We start from the raw sequence: 14,948 nt of genomic DNA, 5'->3' as shown, positions 1-14,948 counted from the left end.
TGCATCAGCGGCGAGTCGTGCCGCATGTGACGGATGGTCATGCTGTTATTAGTTTGCTGGCTGTCTTCAGCAGGATCTCTGCAGAGCAGGAAATATTTCACTTAACCAGTTCTTTGTCGAAGTTCTCAATGAGATCGCCCATTTTCCGGTACCATTCGTCAACGGTCTTCCTTATCATCTCTTTGACCCTGGCTGGTTTGATTGCCACATATTCGTAGTAATAACCGCCGATATCTATGGATCTTGTCTCTCTGTAAACGAGGCCTGCCGAGATGAGATTCTGTAAAGAACGGTAGGCTGTGCTGCGTTCCCTTTCCAGAAGATCTCCGAGCTGTTCTGCCGTCATTGGGCCGTTTTCAAGAAGTTTCTTGTAAGTACTTATGTCAAGTTCTTTCAGGCCAAGTACGCATTTAGCCATATCTTCGCATTTACAATCTGCTCTTAACATCTCAGGGATTGAACTTGCCATTCTCTGTCCTCTCTCGAAAATATTTCTTAAAAAGGGCTGATCCTGCGCCCTTGTATGGTTTATGCAAAACCGTATATTGTCTGCGTCAATTATATATATAGTTTGCCGGGATACTTCACTCCCTTGACCCCTATAATACCCGAGAACGAACGATCAGAAAAGCCACTGGACACGGATGAGCTGATCTATCATCCTGATATGATACGTGCCAATGAGTGGGTACTCGATGAATACGAGGCCCCGGAGAGGGACGTCTGTATATTTGTTCCCTGCTCAAAAAAAAAGCCATATCATGAGAGTCCTTCTCATAAGATATTCGATAAAGTCATATTCAGTCTTCTGGATCCAGAAGATGTCCATATTGTTGTCTTCGGGACCTGTGGCATAACTCCCCGGGAGCTGGATACGAAATATCCTTTCATGGATTATAAGTTCATAATGGGAAAATGCAATGTTGCAGCCGTTAAGCGTGATTTTTTAAAGATGGAAAGTGAACGTCTTGCAAGCTATCTGGAAAAAACGCGCAATAAATACAAACATCGCATAGCATATTGCATAGGTGATTTCAGGAAGGCAATGGTAAAAGCCCTTGAAATAACCGATGTTCAGGTGACAATTGTCCCAAAGGAAGAAACCATACAGCAAAACCTACAGCTTGACAAGAAATTTATCTATGGCAGCCTGAACCAGAAAAGCTATCTCAGGGATTTTGCAGATGCAATTGCTGCTGTCACAGGTTCCACTGTGCAGGGGATTGAATTTTCTGATGAAAAGGATACTGAAGATAATGACTGGTTCAGATTATAATATTATGGGTTCTGCAGTTTTAGCTCAAAACTGATTTTTGAATGATTTCAATAAAAAGAGAAATAAGGTGGCTTTGTGCCACTTATTCGAGGTATGGCGATTGTGCGAGTACGGACATACCGTTGTCTGAGATGTTAAGCACGCGGACCTCATTGATAGTTCCGGAACCTCTCATCTTCATAACATAGATCGAGCGCTGGAGATTGTTTCCGGAGATTATGCGTCCTAGTTTGATAACGGAATCAGCTCCGTATTCTACCATCTCGTCAAGATCATACATGGAGCCCACCGTAATAACCGATGTGACATCATGCTTGCGGAACACGCTGAATACATCGTCTATGAGTGTTCTCAGCTTGTAATTGGATTCAATGGCCAGAAAGAGCGCTTCAATGGAATCGATAAATACCCTTGTGGGCTTTTCTTCTTCGATCTTGCTTTCAACAAGTTTCTTGAAACTTTTAATTAACTCTGATGGCGCAATTTCCACACTTTTCTGAAGACGCAGGCTGGGGTCTGTGATATCCACAAAGGTGAGTTTTCCGTCGTTAACATATTCCTCAAGGTCCCAGTTAAAAGATGTCTTCATTTCCCTTACAATTGATTTTGATTCCTCGGAAGTAATGATACACATGACATTCTCGCCGTTCTTTGCTCCCTCGACGATGAACTGTGTTCCGAAGATTGTCTTACCTGTACCGGAGTCTCCGGAAACTACGTTCGCAGTGCCCGCAAAGAAACCTCCGCGAAGCATTTCATCCAGCCCAGGTATTCCCGTCCCTATTCTCTCTGGTAAGTCTGCATCTGACACATATACCACCTAATGAAAAATTCAGTAGATATTGATTTCGTTCCCAAATTTAATAACTGTATTGGCTGCATAAAAGGCTACTCGTAATTGCCTTAAGTTTTGTGGTAACCTTTTTGTCTATCCCTCAATTACTTGAGCATAGTTTATTATGCCATTCTAATATAAAAACGCATGTATTTATTTATAATGAGTAGTAAAAATGTTTTGTCAACAATCAGGAATATATCCTTTGAGCATTAGGTATTCAACCGAAAAGGGCATGTGCTGCGAGCCATTATATTTAACTACTAGTTTCGATTTGCTTTTTGGAGATCAATATGACATTTACAGATGAATTGAACAGTGATGAGAAAGAGCTGCTGGATAAAGTGATCAGGGGAGAGGTATCCTTTCACCGGCTGGATTCGATGACAGATAAAGAAACTGCTATAAAGATCAGGCGAAATGCTGTGGAGGCAGCTTCTGAAACATCCTTTGAACATATACAGGATCATTCATTGAATGTGGAAGAGGTAACAAAACGCAATATCGAAAATATGATAGGTGTGGTGCAGATACCGCTTGGCGTCGCCGGACCTGTGAATGTAAAGGGTGAGTTTGCAGAGGGTTCCTACTATCTTCCGCTGGCAACCACCGAGGGTGCACTGGTTGCCAGTGTGAATCGTGGATGCTCGGTTATCAGAAAATCCGATGGTGCAAGCGTACGTATATTCCAGGATCAGATGACCAGGGCTCCTGTTTTCAAACTTGATGATGTGGTAAAGGCAAAGGAATTCGCAGAATGGATAAAACAGCCCGGTATACTGGAACAGATGAAGGAAAAGGCATCCGAGACCACAAGGTTTGGAGAACTCATTGATGTGGAACCCTATGTAACGGGAAATACTGTCTATCTGCGCTTTTCATATGATACCAAGGATGCCATGGGAATGAACATGGTGACTATCGCCACAGATACTCTGACAACACTGATCGAGGATGAGTTCGGTGCCATACCGGTATCCCTTTCCGGTAATATGTGCATAGATAAGAAACCTGCTGCAGTAAACACCATACTAGGTAGGGGAAAGACCGTTGCCGCAGATGTTATCATTCCTGCAGAACTTGTCAAAGACCGGCTAAAATGTGATCCTGATACAATGGTCGAGGTAAACTACAGAAAGAACCTCCTTGGCTCCGCACGTGCCGGCTCACTTGGTTATAATGCACATGCGGCAAATATCATAGCTGCAATGTTCATCGCATGCGGACAGGACGCAGCCCATGTGGTTGAAGGCAGTACTGCCATCACGACAATGGAAATAACAAAATATGGGGATCTCTACTGTTCCGTAACCCTGCCCGCCTTACCTGTGGGTACTGTGGGTGGAGGTACGGGGCTTGGTCCGCAGACAGACTGCCTCAATATGCTTGGTGTAAAAGGTTCGGGTAACCCGCCAGGAAGCAATTCAAAGAAGTTTGCAGAAATAGTCGCAACTGCAGTGCTGGCTGGTGAGATTTCACTGGTAGGTGCGCAGGCCGCAGGACACCTTGCCAGGGCACATGCCGAGCTGGGTCGTTAGGAGTCTGTTTGAATCAGTACAGGCAGGTTCATATTTTTAAGTTCTTGCCTGTATGGTATGAAATTGAAATAAAAGAGTAGAGAAAAGCGGGTATAGTTTTCGGATCACAACTTTTCCCTGGCTTTCTCCAGAACCGCGGAACACTCATCCATTTTCTTTTCTGCAAGCAGGATGTCTTCCGCAAGTTCGTCATAACCTGCTTCCTTCACTTTTTCAGCCCATTCCTTGAAGCTCTTGCTGTGACTGTGGTTATGCTCTATCCAGTGTTCAAGCAGATGTGTCAGCTTATCCCTGTCAATTTCTGTCGTCATGTACTCACCTGATCTCTAATCAAAGTAGATGCTGAATCTCTAAATATCTGCCGGGCTGGTTATCTCGCCTGTGATCGCAGAAGCTGCGGCAGTTGCCGGAGATGCAAGATAGATGTATCCTCCGGTTCCCATTCTGCCCTTGAAGTTACGGTTGGCGGTTGATATGCATACCTCGCCCTTTCCTATAACTCCCATATGTCCTCCAAGACAGGGTCCGCATCCGGGAGATCCGATAATTGCGCCTGCCTCAAGAAGCGTTTCGATAACACCTTTTCTTACGGCCTCGATCAAAACTTCCCTTGATGCGGGTACAACTATGGTTCTGACCGCGACTTTCTCTCCTCTGAGAATGTCAGCAGCAGCTTCGAGATCCTCAAGTCTGCCGTTTGTGCATGTTCCGATAAAGGCCTGATCTATTCTGGTTGCAGGAATGTCAGAGATATTGTGAACATTATCTACATTATGGGGACAGGCAACCTGGGGCTCCAGCTCCCCGGCATCGAAATGGTATTCCTCTGCATAGGATGCATCTTCGTCTGCGTACAAAGGTTCGTATTCTTCCACAGCACGTTCTTTGAGGTAATCAAAAGTGGTTTTATCAGGTGGTACGATGCCAGTCTTGGCACCCATCTCAATTGCCATATTACACAATGTCATCCTGCCGGCCATGGAAAGGTCTTCGATCGTGTTTCCATAGAACTCAGCAGCTTTGTAGGTAGCACCGGCAACACCAAGTGTCCCGATGATCTTCAGCGTAAGGTCCTTGGCAGAGACATTTTTGTCAAGTTTTCCTTCGGCAGTGATCCTTATGCTTTCAGGAACCCTGAACCAGAGTTTTCCGCTGGCGAATATCTCTGACATATCGGTTGCTCCCACGCCGGTTCCGAATGCTCCGAAAGCGCCATAGGTACAGGTATGCGAATCGGCTCCCACAACAAGTTTTCCCGGCAGGGCAAATCCTTTTTCAGGCATCAGTTGATGGCATATGCCTTCCCCGACATCAAAGAAGTTCTTGATATTCTGCTCTTTTATCCATCCCCGGATATCTGCCTGCAGGGCAGCGGTTGTATCAGTATTGGCAGGAGTGAGATGGTCGAATGGAATAACGATCCTTTCCGGATTCCATACCTTGTCTATCTCCATTTCCTTGAAAGATCGCACGGCAAGTACGCTGGTCCCGTCGTGGGCCATGGCGTAGTCCACATCCGCTATAACAAAGTCATTTGCTTTGACTTCTTTTCCCGCCGCGCGGCTAAAGATCTTTTCACTTATAGTACTCAAAAAAATATCTCCGTTTCTAGTGTTATAGATATGCAAGACTAGATAGCCAGTTATAAAATCTTCGATTAGAATGGCTGCTATCCGGTAAAAAATAGAGAAATTGAGGCCGAAGTCCACAATATGATCGGTGATATCCGACAGATTCAGGCAAGCCTTTTGAGCTTTTCGATGTTCTCAAGCACAGATCTGCTCTCAAGTATCACTTTTTGCTCAATGGTCTGCACAATCTCTTCAAGAGGGGTTGTCAGTCGGTATAACTTGACAGGCCTGCCTTTTCCTTCGGTCTTTTTCTCTTCGCGTATGTTAACCCAGTCGTTCTCTTTGAGATATCTCATAGCGATACTTACTTCGGGTTGTCTCAGGTTTGAAATATATTCGATTTCCCTTGATGTTATCTCATCCCCACTTGACAGGGATGCAAGTGTCAGTGCAACAGGCCTGTTTATTTCGAGTTTCCTGAGCAGTTCGACAATCTCATACTCCTTTTCGCTCATATTGTGGGGCTTTTTCTCTCTCATAATATCACCAAATGGATTTGAAGGTAAACGATTATAGTGGAATTAATTATCAGAATACGCTGCTAATGTTTCACAATTCAGCGTTGATCTGGCGGATGAAGGTGGTGTGTCCTGGACAGCACAACTCTTCAACTATTATAAGTATTTATTATATATTAATCCGTATTATAATACAATAGTGAGGCCGGAACATGTATTTTTCAGAATATATGATTGATTGTATAGCGTTCAATGCTAACGTTACACTCGACCTATCAGCTAAAGAACAGAAATATTTTGTTTCTTGTTCAATGCTTGCTTTTTTCTCATTTGAGACAAAAATCTCCCTGTAACGCCAGTCAACTAATATCGCTACCCTTAAATCCCAATAATAAAAATATTAAATGAGGGTTATTATGAAACTAAAAATGCTGATAGTTCTGGTATTGTTTATAGCTGTGGCTGCCTCCGGCTGTAGTGACAGTGAGACTACGACCTATGAAACCGAAGAAGGAGAGGAAATTGAAGTAACGTCCACTAACGGGGATGACTGGTGCCCTGTAGGCAGTTCATGGACCTCTTCAAATCCAAATACAGGTGAGCAGGTTTCCATGGTAGTTACAGGAAAAGAGATGGTTGACGGTGTGGAAATGTGCCAGGCAGAGTTCAATTCCAACAATCCGGAAGATGAGATTGCCAGGATAGAGTACATGTGGTCGGAAGATGGTGAGATCTTTAGCTGGAAGTACTTTGATGAGAATGAGAATCTCGTAAGTGAGATGAGCATGAAGGACGGAACCATGACCATGGTTGATGAGGAGGGCAATGTCAATACGATAACAACGGGTCAATAAAAGCAGATCGAAATATCGTTTTAATCAAAAAACTCTCTTTATCTTCTTTTATTTTGTTTCTATTATTGAATACAGAAATAACTATCAACTATCTTAATGTTGAATTTGAAAAAAAGTTCTTGTGGTGGGCCCGCTGAGATTCGAACTCAGGACCTCACGGTTATCAGCCGTGCGCTCCACCTAGCTAAGCTACGGGCCCAATGCGATTATAATGTCAGTCGATGATGCTATTCATCACGCGACACTCCAAATACGCATACAGATACTTTAACATTTCGCTTGCATGCATGATCAATTATAATATTATTTTGGACGTTGCTGCACGGGTATTATTCTATAGCGACAGCTTTATTTGAGATAATGGTTTTATGTGCTAAAATACTGATACTGGGCTGGTAGATCAGGGGAAGATCGCTACCTTGGCATGGTAGAGGCCTCGGGTTCAATTCCCGACCAGTCCACCATTCTTTTGCAAGTGAATCTATTATTGAATCTTATTCTTCCGTGTAAATCGGAAATCTCAGGTGAACTGTCGTACCTGAATTCTCTTTACTTTCGATTCTGATGTCTCCTCCGTGGTCCTCACATATTTTCTTACACATGTGGAGACCTATCCCTGTTCCGCTGAATTTGCGTGTTTTTGAACCATCTCCCTGATAGAACACATCAAAGATCTTTTCAAGTTTTTCTTCGCTGATGCCCACACCGTCGTCTGCAATGCTTATGCTGACATGCTTGTTATCAGACTCTGCGGTTATGCTTATTGTTCCACCGTTGTATGTGAATTTGTATGCATTGTTAAGCAAATGTATGAAAAGCTCGCTGATGTAGTCTTTATCGGCATATATCAAAGGGAGTGTTTCGCCTGGCTCGAATACGATTTTCTTCTGTGAATCGCTGTTCTCCATGGATGTGATGGATATTGCCTTATTTATCACATCTGTTAGTTGCAGGAAGTCACGCTCGTAATTGAACTCCTTTGTCTGCAGGGAGCTCAGGTAAAGTAAGGAGTCTATAAGACGTTTCAGGTGTTCACCGTTCTTGATCACAATGCTGAGTATTTCTTTCTGCCTGCCATTCAGCTTCCCGAAATATTCCTCGGACAACAATCCGCTGTATCCCACGATCGGCATAAGCGGGGTTCTTAGCTCGTGGCTTACGTTTGCAAGGAAATTCCTCTTTATCTCTTCCACATATTTCATTTCACTATTTAGCTGCTGCAATTCAACATTGAGTTTTGTAAGTTCCTCTGTGTAACTTCTGAGTTTCTCATCTGCTTTTATGTGCTCAATTATTTCCCACATCCCTTCCATCAGTAGCATGAGCTGGTGTATGTCCGATTGATCGTAATCGTTGTCCTTGTTGGCAACACCTGCAACACCAACCAGTTTCTTTCCATCGAATATGGGTACGTTAAGAGTGCGTTCCAGTTTTATGTGTCCTGGGGGATATCCTTTCTTCATAGGAGACGGAGAATCGTACTCATTGAGAACAATTGGCTTTTCCTGCCTTGCCACCTCTCCCCAGAGACCTGTATTACTCAGCTGGAATACCCTGGGGCGTTCTGCAGTTTTACACTTTTTGCCAACTTCACTTGACCAAGAATCTATAGTAAGTGTGCTTCTGTCCCTGTCCAGGAATGCAATATACCCTACCTTACTACTTGTTAGATGTACACCTTTTTCAAGAGCAAAATCCGCTATTTCTTTTACAGAAAGGTCTTTTTTCCTGTTAAGGTCAAGAAGTGCTTCAAGCCTTGATTCATTAAGGTGCAGCATTTCTTCTGATCTTTTTCTTTCGGTCAGATCGATAAAAATGAAAATACTATCCCTATCTACAATGGTGTGGTTTATGTTGACTATCCGGGTACTTCCATCTTTACATAGGATCTCCCATTCTACTGGATTCGTACCCGGTAATGGGTCTTCCATTTTGGTTTTGCATTCATTGATGGCAACTTTTCTTAATCTGGTGTCCGGTATCGTTAATCTGAAAAAGTGTTCAAGGTCCGGTATGTCTGTAAGTTCATATTTAAAGGTACCAGTGAATCTCCTGTTCAGGTATTTGCTTGTCCCGTCTTCGGATGCGATCAGAATGGGTACTGATGAGAGGTCAAGGATCTTTTTGAGGTGGTTTGCCCGCTGCTCTATTTCCGCTTGCATCCGATTATTCTTCAGGGCCATGGTCATGAGAGTGCTCAAAGTGAACAGGCTGTCTATGTCTTCAGGTTTCCATTCCCCGGTCTCACTGACATTATCAAACCCGATAAACCCCTTCAGCTCTCCGTCTATGAAAACAGGCAATGACAGAACTGACTTTATATCCTGCTCTTCCATGATCTTTTTCTCTGCGGATGCCTCTGTCGGAAGGGATGCAAGATCTTTTATGTGGATCATCTCTCCTTTCTTCAGATTGCTGAGCCACCAGGGAAACATATCTATGGAAAGGTTCCGGAGTTTTTCCTTCTGGGGTTTTACACCCACAGCGCACCATTCATGCGTATTATCCATTGTGGCCTGTTTTTCATGAAAAAGGAAAAGATAACTTCTGCTTGCATTACACAACCGGCCTGTTTCCCTGAGCGCTTCATTAATGGCTTCATCGATATCATCCGGATATGCAAAGATCGAAGCTATTCTGGAAAGGGTTTCCTGTATCTTCTTTTTTCTCTCTGTTTCTTTGTTTATATCTCCATTTTTAATCTCCCGGTTCCCTGATGGATCAAAAGAAGGTGAATGTGAAACTGAGATCAATGCCATGCCGGCGTAAGCTACGACTATCTTGCTCAAAGTCTGGAAAATTCTTTTTCCAAGCATTGGTTTCATCCCTGCGATTAGAGATAATGTTCCATACAGCAAAAAATAAACCTGTATAAAAGCAATTGAATGGATAATTTGCCTGTACCCAATATCCGTGTATATCCTCAATATTGTCTATTGAGTCCATAGTTTAAATTTTTTGTTAAAATTCTTCAGGAAACTTTTGAACAGACTTTTATACCTTCAGATCAAAGTTGCAGCTCATACTAGAAAACTTTACCTTCAGGGGATATGCCAATAAGGCGGTTCCTTCAATATAAATACGGGTGAGTCTATGAAACGAACATTATTATTGCTTTTACTTATTTCAGTTCTTGCAAGCGGTTGTACTTCGCCGGACGGTGGAGATACGGGTAGCAGCGCGGTTGTAGAGTCGGGTGACTTTGTCACTGTCAATTATGTAGGTGAACTTGAGGACGGCACGGTCTTTGATACTTCCATTGAACAGGTGGCACAGGATGAAGGTATTTATAACCCTGGCCGTAGCTATGAACCTCTGGGATTTGTAGTAGGTTCCGGTCAGATGATACCCGGATTCGATGAGGCTGTTATCGGCATGTCCGTGGGAGAAGAAAAGACCGTGGAGATCCCTCCTGAAGAGGCTTATGGAGAATACAGTTCTGAGCTGGTTTTCGATGTTCCAATGGAGCAGTTTGAAAGTGCAAATATAACTCCTGTGGCAGGTGAATCCATTGCTATCCAGGGTCGCCCCTGTACAATTGTCGAGGTCTCTGAAGAGAATGTAACACTTGACTGCAATCACCAGCTGGCCGGTGAGACATTGGTATTCACAATAGAACTTGTGTCTATAGGGGACGCCGAAGGAAACAGTAGTAGTATTGCCTGAAAAAGCAGGGATTGATATGGAAAGGGAAGAAAAGGTCGTGGTAATTCTTCTGATAATGGTCTTTCTTTCACTTTCCATTGCCTATGTATTTTTCTTTTCTGAAAATGTTCCGGATACTGCGGAGTTTTCAAGTTCTTCTCAGATCGGTGATAAGGTCATGCTTGAAGGAACCGTAGTGTCCAAACGCTTTACCTATACCGGTGATCATCTTTTACTTACCGTGGATTCTGGGTCTGATATCGTAAGTGTCTTCATACCTTCTGATAATGGTGCCATGAACGCGGGATCAAGGATAAATGAAGATGATACGGTAAGTCTGTCAGGTGTTGTTGATGAATACAATGGTGAGATCGAGATTGTTATCCGGGATGAAAATGATATCACTGTTGTTTCCGCAGCTACTTGATAACAAAATCAATTAATCGCTAAAGATTTAAACGAACAGTGCGTCATAAACAAGCATGAAAGCCTGTATTATGTGTGGAGGGGAGGGCACAAGGCTGCGTCCTTTAACATTCGCAAGACCAAAGCCCAGTATCCCTATATTGAATAAATCATCGGTTGTGCATCTGATAGAACACCTTTCCAAGGAAGGATTCAACGATATTGTGATAACCCTTGGATATATGGCTGACAAGATCGAAGAGGAGCTTGGGGACGGTCGTATCTTCGGTGTGCATATCGATTATGTTTATGAGGATGAGAAACTAGGTACCGCAGGCGGAGTAAAGAATGCGGAAAAGTATCTCAGGGATGAGCCTTTTATGGTTCTCGGAGGAGACCATGTGCTCAATCTGAACCTCAGGGAAATGTACAGATTCCACGAAATCACAGATTCCCTTGTTACAATCGGTCTTCTTTCGATAGACGACCCCCGGGAATTCGGTATTGCCGATATGGATGTGAATAACAGGATACACCGTTTCCTTGAAAAGCCCGGCTCTGGTGAGATATTCAGCAATCTTGCAAGTACGGGTATATATGTATGTGATCCTTCGATATTCGACATGATACCTGCGGACACTAAATATGATTTTGCCAAGGATCTGTTCCCGGATATGCTCAGCAGGGACATGAAAATAAACGGCCTTCTTGCACGTGGTAAATGGACGGATGTGGGAAATGCCGCTGCTTACAGGCAGGCACAGCGCTGGATGCTTGAGGAACTTCCTGGTACCACTATTGCCGGTCAGTTCAGCGCAAAGGATTCACGTATCACAGGGCCGCTTCAGCTGGGGCACAATGTTTCCGTGGGTTCCAACTCAGCTATTGTCGGTCCCATCGTAATAGGTGAAAATACGGTCATCGGGGACAATGTGCTTATAGGTCCGTACACAACGATCGGTTCCAACTGTGTAATCGAGAATGATTCAAGGATACTTTCATCCTATATTTTCAATGATGTCACCATTGGAAGCAACTGCAATGTTTCCGGTTCGATAATCGATAACGGAGCAAAGATCAGTGACAATTGTAGTCTTGAGAATGGTACCGTGATCGGACCTGCTGCTGTAATAGGCAGGAACTCAACGATCCATTCCGATATACGCATATGGCCTGAGATCAAAGTAGAGGAAGGCACGAGCGTTAAAGAGGATATTCTAAACGAATCCTACGTTTGATTCTTTTTTCCTCATAGGTCGGGTTTTTATGAACAAGGTGAAAAAATGGTTATTCATATCCTTGCTCATAAGTCTTGTTTCAGGGCTCATAGTCGTACTAGTCACCTTTGATGCCGGCACCATCGATGCGCTACTGAGTATCAGGCCGGAGTTCATCCTTGCCGGTATCCTTCTTCATGGCCTCTCCTATCTTGTATGGGGTATGCGGATCAGGGCTCTCTGTCAGTCACTTGGTCACAGGATCGGAGTCCTGAGGTCTGTGGAGATTGTCACCTCCGGTAGTTTTGCAGCCTCAATAACACCTTCTTCTCTTGGAGGAGAGCCTGTCAGGATACATCTTCTGCACCTTGACAGGGTACCCCTTGGAAAGGCATCTGCGGTTGTCATCGGTGAGAGGGTACTGGATGGTATATTCATACTGTCCCTTGCTCCGTTTTCAATGTATGTGTTCAGCAGGATACTGGATAATCCCACTTTTGATGTTCTGGTGTCACTGGCAGAGATATTCCTGCTAGGGATACTTTTCCTGTCACTGTATGCCATATGGCGCCCGGAACAGACAAAAAAGCTTGCTCACCTGGTAGTCAGGAAAATAGCTCCTGTTGTTGGTACAAGGACAGATGCAAAGCTGGAAAGCATACTTGACAGGGTGGACTCGGAGCTTGAGAACTTCCACAATAGTGTTGCCTTTTTTGTAAAAGAGGACAGGAAGGGTCTTCTTATCGGTGTATTCTACACACTCATGTTCTGGCTGGTCGAATTCTCTCTGCTATATGTCATTCTCCTGGGCCTGAACCAGTATCCGGATGTACTGGTCGTCTTTGCTTCCCAGGTACTGGTAATGGTGCTTATGGCAATCCCTGCGACTCCGGGAGCAAGCGGTATGGCAGAATTCGGTGCTACAACCATCTTCTCCGTATTTGTGAGCTCTTCCCTGCTGGGAATCACAGTTGTTGCCTGGAGGGCACTGACGTTCTACATGAATTTGATCGTGGGCAGCTTTGTCAGTTTCAGGATACTCAAGGACACCGAGTTCATGAAAAAATATCTCAGGTAGTCTTGTATCATGTCTGGTCTGCAGGTTCTATCTGCAGATAATCAATCAATTGCTCTGCGTTCTCAATTTTATCCATGAAATCCTTTTTGTCAGCAAAAGGTACCTTACTGAGTATCTTTACTGCCTGCTTTTTCCCGATACCGGGTAATTCCCGTATTAACTGAACCGGTGCTTCATTTATGTACAATGGGTAGGGTATTCCCGTGATCGAACGCTGACCATGTCCTGTTACAGTTATGTCGATGAACTTACCCAGAGACATGTTTGCGGGAATTCCCACAAGCAAGGGATAGGATCCCATCTGTCGGCCGAAGCAGATATTTTTATCATTGACCTCGCAGAGCACATCCTTCAGAACAGTACCCTGTGGCACGAGTTTCCTGAGCATGGGAAGGTCAATGTCCTTTCTTATCCTTTCCTTGTATTTCAGGAACAGTTTCTTGTTCTTTGCAACAAGCTCGTCCTGGCCATACATCCGGGTTCCGGGAAATGCCATGACCTGTCGGATATTTATTCTTCTGACAAGCAGGTCTGCATCGAGTACACTTTTTAGAAAATCATAATTTAGTTCAAAGGTCTTTTTTGTCTCTCCCTTCAGACCATGTACGAAATTGATCCCGGGAAGCAATTCCGGCAGGCCATTAGAACCTCTTTTTCTCCCGACACCATTAATGATCTCTATTGCCTGAAAAACCTCTTCTGGCATGGCCTTGAGGTCGTTGGCTCTGATAACATCCGGGTCAGCACTTTCCATTCCAAGTGCTGCAACATCTCCTGGTGTATGGTACTTTGTTATGGTATTGAATATCTCCCTGCACTCGTCAGGATATGCTGCTATGGTCGCCGGGTTGGCATTATCCATATGAAGTACCTTCAGATCCGGTGCTGCCGTACGTATGCCTTTGTAGAGTTCTGAAATAATATCCGGTTGTGGTATGGGTATGTCGCCACCCGTATCCTTTGCGTGGAAACTCAGTAGGTCTGGCTGTCTGCCTATCCTGAAATATCTTGCTCCGCTCTCATAAAGAGCAGACACCTCCGAGACAACATCTTTGACCGGCCTGTAATCGGAACTTCCGTAGAATGGCTCGGTACAGAAAGAACAGTGCGTTTTACGCCCGCATCCTCTGTATGTCTCAATCTCGCACATCACTTCGGGGTAGTCCGGATGTTTTCTTATGATGAATGCTCCCATTTGACCCCAGCGCCCTATCTCTTCAACGGACCTGTATCTGTGATCAGACTTGCGATCTGTGCCGGCTTTGTTGTTCTCCAGTATGTCGTATACAAAAGCCTCAATATCTGCCCGGGATATCAGGACATCTTCATCCCGGATTCCGATTGCATTTGCAGTCTTTCCACCTTCCTTGCTGAACCCGAGGCGTATGGGTCCTCCCAGTATTTTGATACCAGAAGCTGCACTGAATATACTGTCTATCTCGCCGGGGCTTATGGGTGTTGACCGGAGGTATTTTCCGGGAACTGTCATTCCGGAAACAACAATTACGATTTTCGCTTTTTCTATCAGCCCGGCTACACTGGATGGTGATTCGCGGATCGAGTCAATGGTAGAGTAGTGTATATTATCTTCGGAGAATCCACTTTCTCTGAGTGCTCCTGCAATGTATCTTATGTAGGGTGAGATATATGGCGGAACTCCGAAACATGCGGGCTCATCCACGTATCCGTCAACGATTATGGCGTGTTCATTCATCATGTTGTATTCTTAGTTTTATCTATATTCAGAAACGGCTAATTTATTGTATACATCTCAATATACAGTATATGCTGCATTATTTGTTTATCTGGAAGATTGCCGGTCAGGGAATATCTGATTAAATTGGCTTGCCTTCCAGACGGCGTTTCATGCCCTTTCTTGCTATTGGATAAGCCATATACTTATTCCTGTTTGCTTTGTACCTGGTCCTCTTGGTCGATCAGATATTTGTTCTTTGTGACTACAAATGTATTCTTGAGGCAAAGATAATCACTAAAAGGAAGTTTTCCGCCA

The 14,948-nt window shown here is 44.1% G+C and carries 14 protein-coding genes and 2 tRNA genes; 8 read left to right on the top strand and 8 right to left on the bottom strand.

Going from position 1 to position 14,948, the window contains the following annotated elements; translation table 11 throughout:
* Positions 1-97 precede the first annotated feature (97 nt).
* A complete protein-coding gene (locus HWN40_RS08665; protein WP_176965363.1) occupies positions 98-469 on the bottom strand; it encodes a helix-turn-helix domain-containing protein in 372 nt (123 codons plus the stop codon).
* A 123-nt stretch (positions 470-592) separates the two neighbouring features.
* Here HWN40_RS08665 and HWN40_RS08660 point away from each other — a divergent pair, with 123 nt between their 5' ends.
* A complete protein-coding gene (locus tag HWN40_RS08660; protein ID WP_176965362.1) occupies positions 593-1,276 on the top strand; it encodes a DUF5591 domain-containing protein in 684 nt (227 codons plus the stop codon).
* 82 nt (positions 1,277-1,358) lie between these two features.
* Here HWN40_RS08660 and HWN40_RS08655 read toward each other — a convergent pair whose 3' ends face one another.
* The gene (locus HWN40_RS08655; protein WP_176965361.1) at positions 1,359-2,087 is read right to left on the bottom strand and encodes an RAD55 family ATPase; all 729 of its coding nucleotides are present in this window, start codon (positions 2,085-2,087) and stop codon (positions 1,359-1,361) included.
* A gap of 317 nt (positions 2,088-2,404) precedes the next feature.
* Here HWN40_RS08655 and hmgA point away from each other — a divergent pair, with 317 nt between their 5' ends.
* Complete coding sequence (gene hmgA, locus HWN40_RS08650) at positions 2,405-3,649, top strand: hydroxymethylglutaryl-CoA reductase (NADPH) (protein WP_176965360.1); 1,245 nt, start codon at positions 2,405-2,407, stop codon at positions 3,647-3,649.
* 104 nt (positions 3,650-3,753) lie between these two features.
* Here the strand turns inward: hmgA and HWN40_RS08645 are convergent, their stop codons facing one another.
* The 3 genes from HWN40_RS08645 to mreA all read right to left on the bottom strand — a co-directional run bounded on the left by HWN40_RS08645 (position 3,754) and on the right by mreA (position 5,759).
* Entirely contained in the window at positions 3,754-3,960 is a 207-nt protein-coding gene (locus tag HWN40_RS08645) for a DUF8180 domain-containing protein (RefSeq protein WP_176965359.1), read from the bottom strand.
* 39 nt (positions 3,961-3,999) lie between these two features.
* Positions 4,000-5,241: a 3-isopropylmalate dehydratase large subunit gene (locus HWN40_RS08640; RefSeq protein WP_176965358.1), complete on the bottom strand. Its 1,242-nt coding sequence runs from the start codon at positions 5,239-5,241 to the stop codon at positions 4,000-4,002.
* Positions 5,242-5,384: 143 nt separating this feature from the next.
* Positions 5,385-5,759: an MreA family transcriptional regulator gene (gene mreA / locus HWN40_RS08635; RefSeq protein ID WP_176965357.1), complete on the bottom strand. Its 375-nt coding sequence runs from the start codon at positions 5,757-5,759 to the stop codon at positions 5,385-5,387.
* Between the two features lie 395 nt (positions 5,760-6,154).
* Between mreA and HWN40_RS08630 the strand changes: the two genes are divergently transcribed.
* Positions 6,155-6,592: a membrane-binding protein gene (locus tag HWN40_RS08630; RefSeq protein WP_176965356.1), complete on the top strand. Its 438-nt coding sequence runs from the start codon at positions 6,155-6,157 to the stop codon at positions 6,590-6,592.
* Positions 6,593-6,714: 122 nt separating this feature from the next.
* On the opposite strand, the gene HWN40_RS08625 is transcribed toward HWN40_RS08630, so the two are convergent.
* A tRNA-Ile gene (locus HWN40_RS08625) sits at positions 6,715-6,791 on the bottom strand.
* Between the two features lie 190 nt (positions 6,792-6,981).
* On the opposite strand from HWN40_RS08625, the gene HWN40_RS08620 reads away from it, so the two are divergent.
* Positions 6,982-7,056 (top strand) — tRNA-Ala (locus HWN40_RS08620).
* A gap of 30 nt (positions 7,057-7,086) precedes the next feature.
* Here the strand turns inward: HWN40_RS08620 and HWN40_RS08615 are convergent.
* The gene (locus tag HWN40_RS08615) at positions 7,087-9,408 is read right to left on the bottom strand and encodes a sensor histidine kinase (protein WP_176965355.1); all 2,322 of its coding nucleotides are present in this window, start codon (positions 9,406-9,408) and stop codon (positions 7,087-7,089) included.
* 277 nt (positions 9,409-9,685) lie between these two features.
* Here HWN40_RS08615 and HWN40_RS08610 point away from each other — a divergent pair, with 277 nt between their 5' ends.
* The 4 genes from HWN40_RS08610 to HWN40_RS08595 are packed head-to-tail and all read left to right on the top strand — an operon-like array spanning position 9,686 to position 12,937.
* Entirely contained in the window at positions 9,686-10,258 is a 573-nt protein-coding gene (locus HWN40_RS08610; RefSeq protein ID WP_176965354.1) for an FKBP-type peptidyl-prolyl cis-trans isomerase, read from the top strand.
* 16 nt (positions 10,259-10,274) lie between these two features.
* On the top strand, positions 10,275-10,664 hold the full coding sequence (locus HWN40_RS08605; RefSeq protein ID WP_176965353.1) for an OB-fold nucleic acid binding domain-containing protein: 390 nt from the start codon (positions 10,275-10,277) through the stop codon (positions 10,662-10,664).
* Between the two features lie 55 nt (positions 10,665-10,719).
* Complete coding sequence (locus HWN40_RS08600; protein ID WP_176965352.1) at positions 10,720-11,880, top strand: nucleotidyltransferase family protein; 1,161 nt, start codon at positions 10,720-10,722, stop codon at positions 11,878-11,880.
* A gap of 28 nt (positions 11,881-11,908) precedes the next feature.
* Entirely contained in the window at positions 11,909-12,937 is a 1,029-nt protein-coding gene (locus HWN40_RS08595; protein WP_176965351.1) for a lysylphosphatidylglycerol synthase transmembrane domain-containing protein, read from the top strand.
* 7 nt (positions 12,938-12,944) lie between these two features.
* Here HWN40_RS08595 and HWN40_RS08590 read toward each other — a convergent pair whose 3' ends face one another.
* Positions 12,945-14,654, bottom strand: a complete 1,710-nt coding sequence (locus tag HWN40_RS08590) for a radical SAM protein (protein WP_176965350.1) — start codon at positions 14,652-14,654, stop codon at positions 12,945-12,947.
* Positions 14,655-14,948 lie beyond the last annotated feature (294 nt).

The organism is Methanolobus zinderi, assembly GCF_013388255.1.
Classification (GTDB): domain Archaea; phylum Halobacteriota; class Methanosarcinia; order Methanosarcinales; family Methanosarcinaceae; genus Methanolobus; species Methanolobus zinderi.
Note: the sequence above shows the minus strand (reverse complement) of the source record. Positions and strands in the feature narration are given on the sequence as shown.

Coding starts and splice junctions, on each gene's coding strand:
- HWN40_RS08665 (WP_176965363.1), bottom strand. CDS start 469: ATGGCAAGTTCAATCCCTGAGATGTTAAGAGCAGATTGTAAATGCGAA.
- hmgA (WP_176965360.1), top strand. CDS start 2,405: ATGACATTTACAGATGAATTGAACAGTGATGAGAAAGAGCTGCTGGAT.
- HWN40_RS08645 (WP_176965359.1), bottom strand. CDS start 3,960: ATGACGACAGAAATTGACAGGGATAAGCTGACACATCTGCTTGAACAC.
- mreA (WP_176965357.1), bottom strand. CDS start 5,759: ATGAGAGAGAAAAAGCCCCACAATATGAGCGAAAAGGAGTATGAGATT.
- HWN40_RS08630 (WP_176965356.1), top strand. CDS start 6,155: ATGAAACTAAAAATGCTGATAGTTCTGGTATTGTTTATAGCTGTGGCT.
- HWN40_RS08615 (WP_176965355.1), bottom strand. CDS start 9,408: ATGCTTGGAAAAAGAATTTTCCAGACTTTGAGCAAGATAGTCGTAGCT.
- HWN40_RS08610 (WP_176965354.1), top strand. CDS start 9,686: ATGAAACGAACATTATTATTGCTTTTACTTATTTCAGTTCTTGCAAGC.
- HWN40_RS08605 (WP_176965353.1), top strand. CDS start 10,275: ATGGAAAGGGAAGAAAAGGTCGTGGTAATTCTTCTGATAATGGTCTTT.
- HWN40_RS08600 (WP_176965352.1), top strand. CDS start 10,720: ATGAAAGCCTGTATTATGTGTGGAGGGGAGGGCACAAGGCTGCGTCCT.
- HWN40_RS08595 (WP_176965351.1), top strand. CDS start 11,909: ATGAACAAGGTGAAAAAATGGTTATTCATATCCTTGCTCATAAGTCTT.
- HWN40_RS08590 (WP_176965350.1), bottom strand. CDS start 14,654: ATGATGAATGAACACGCCATAATCGTTGACGGATACGTGGATGAGCCC.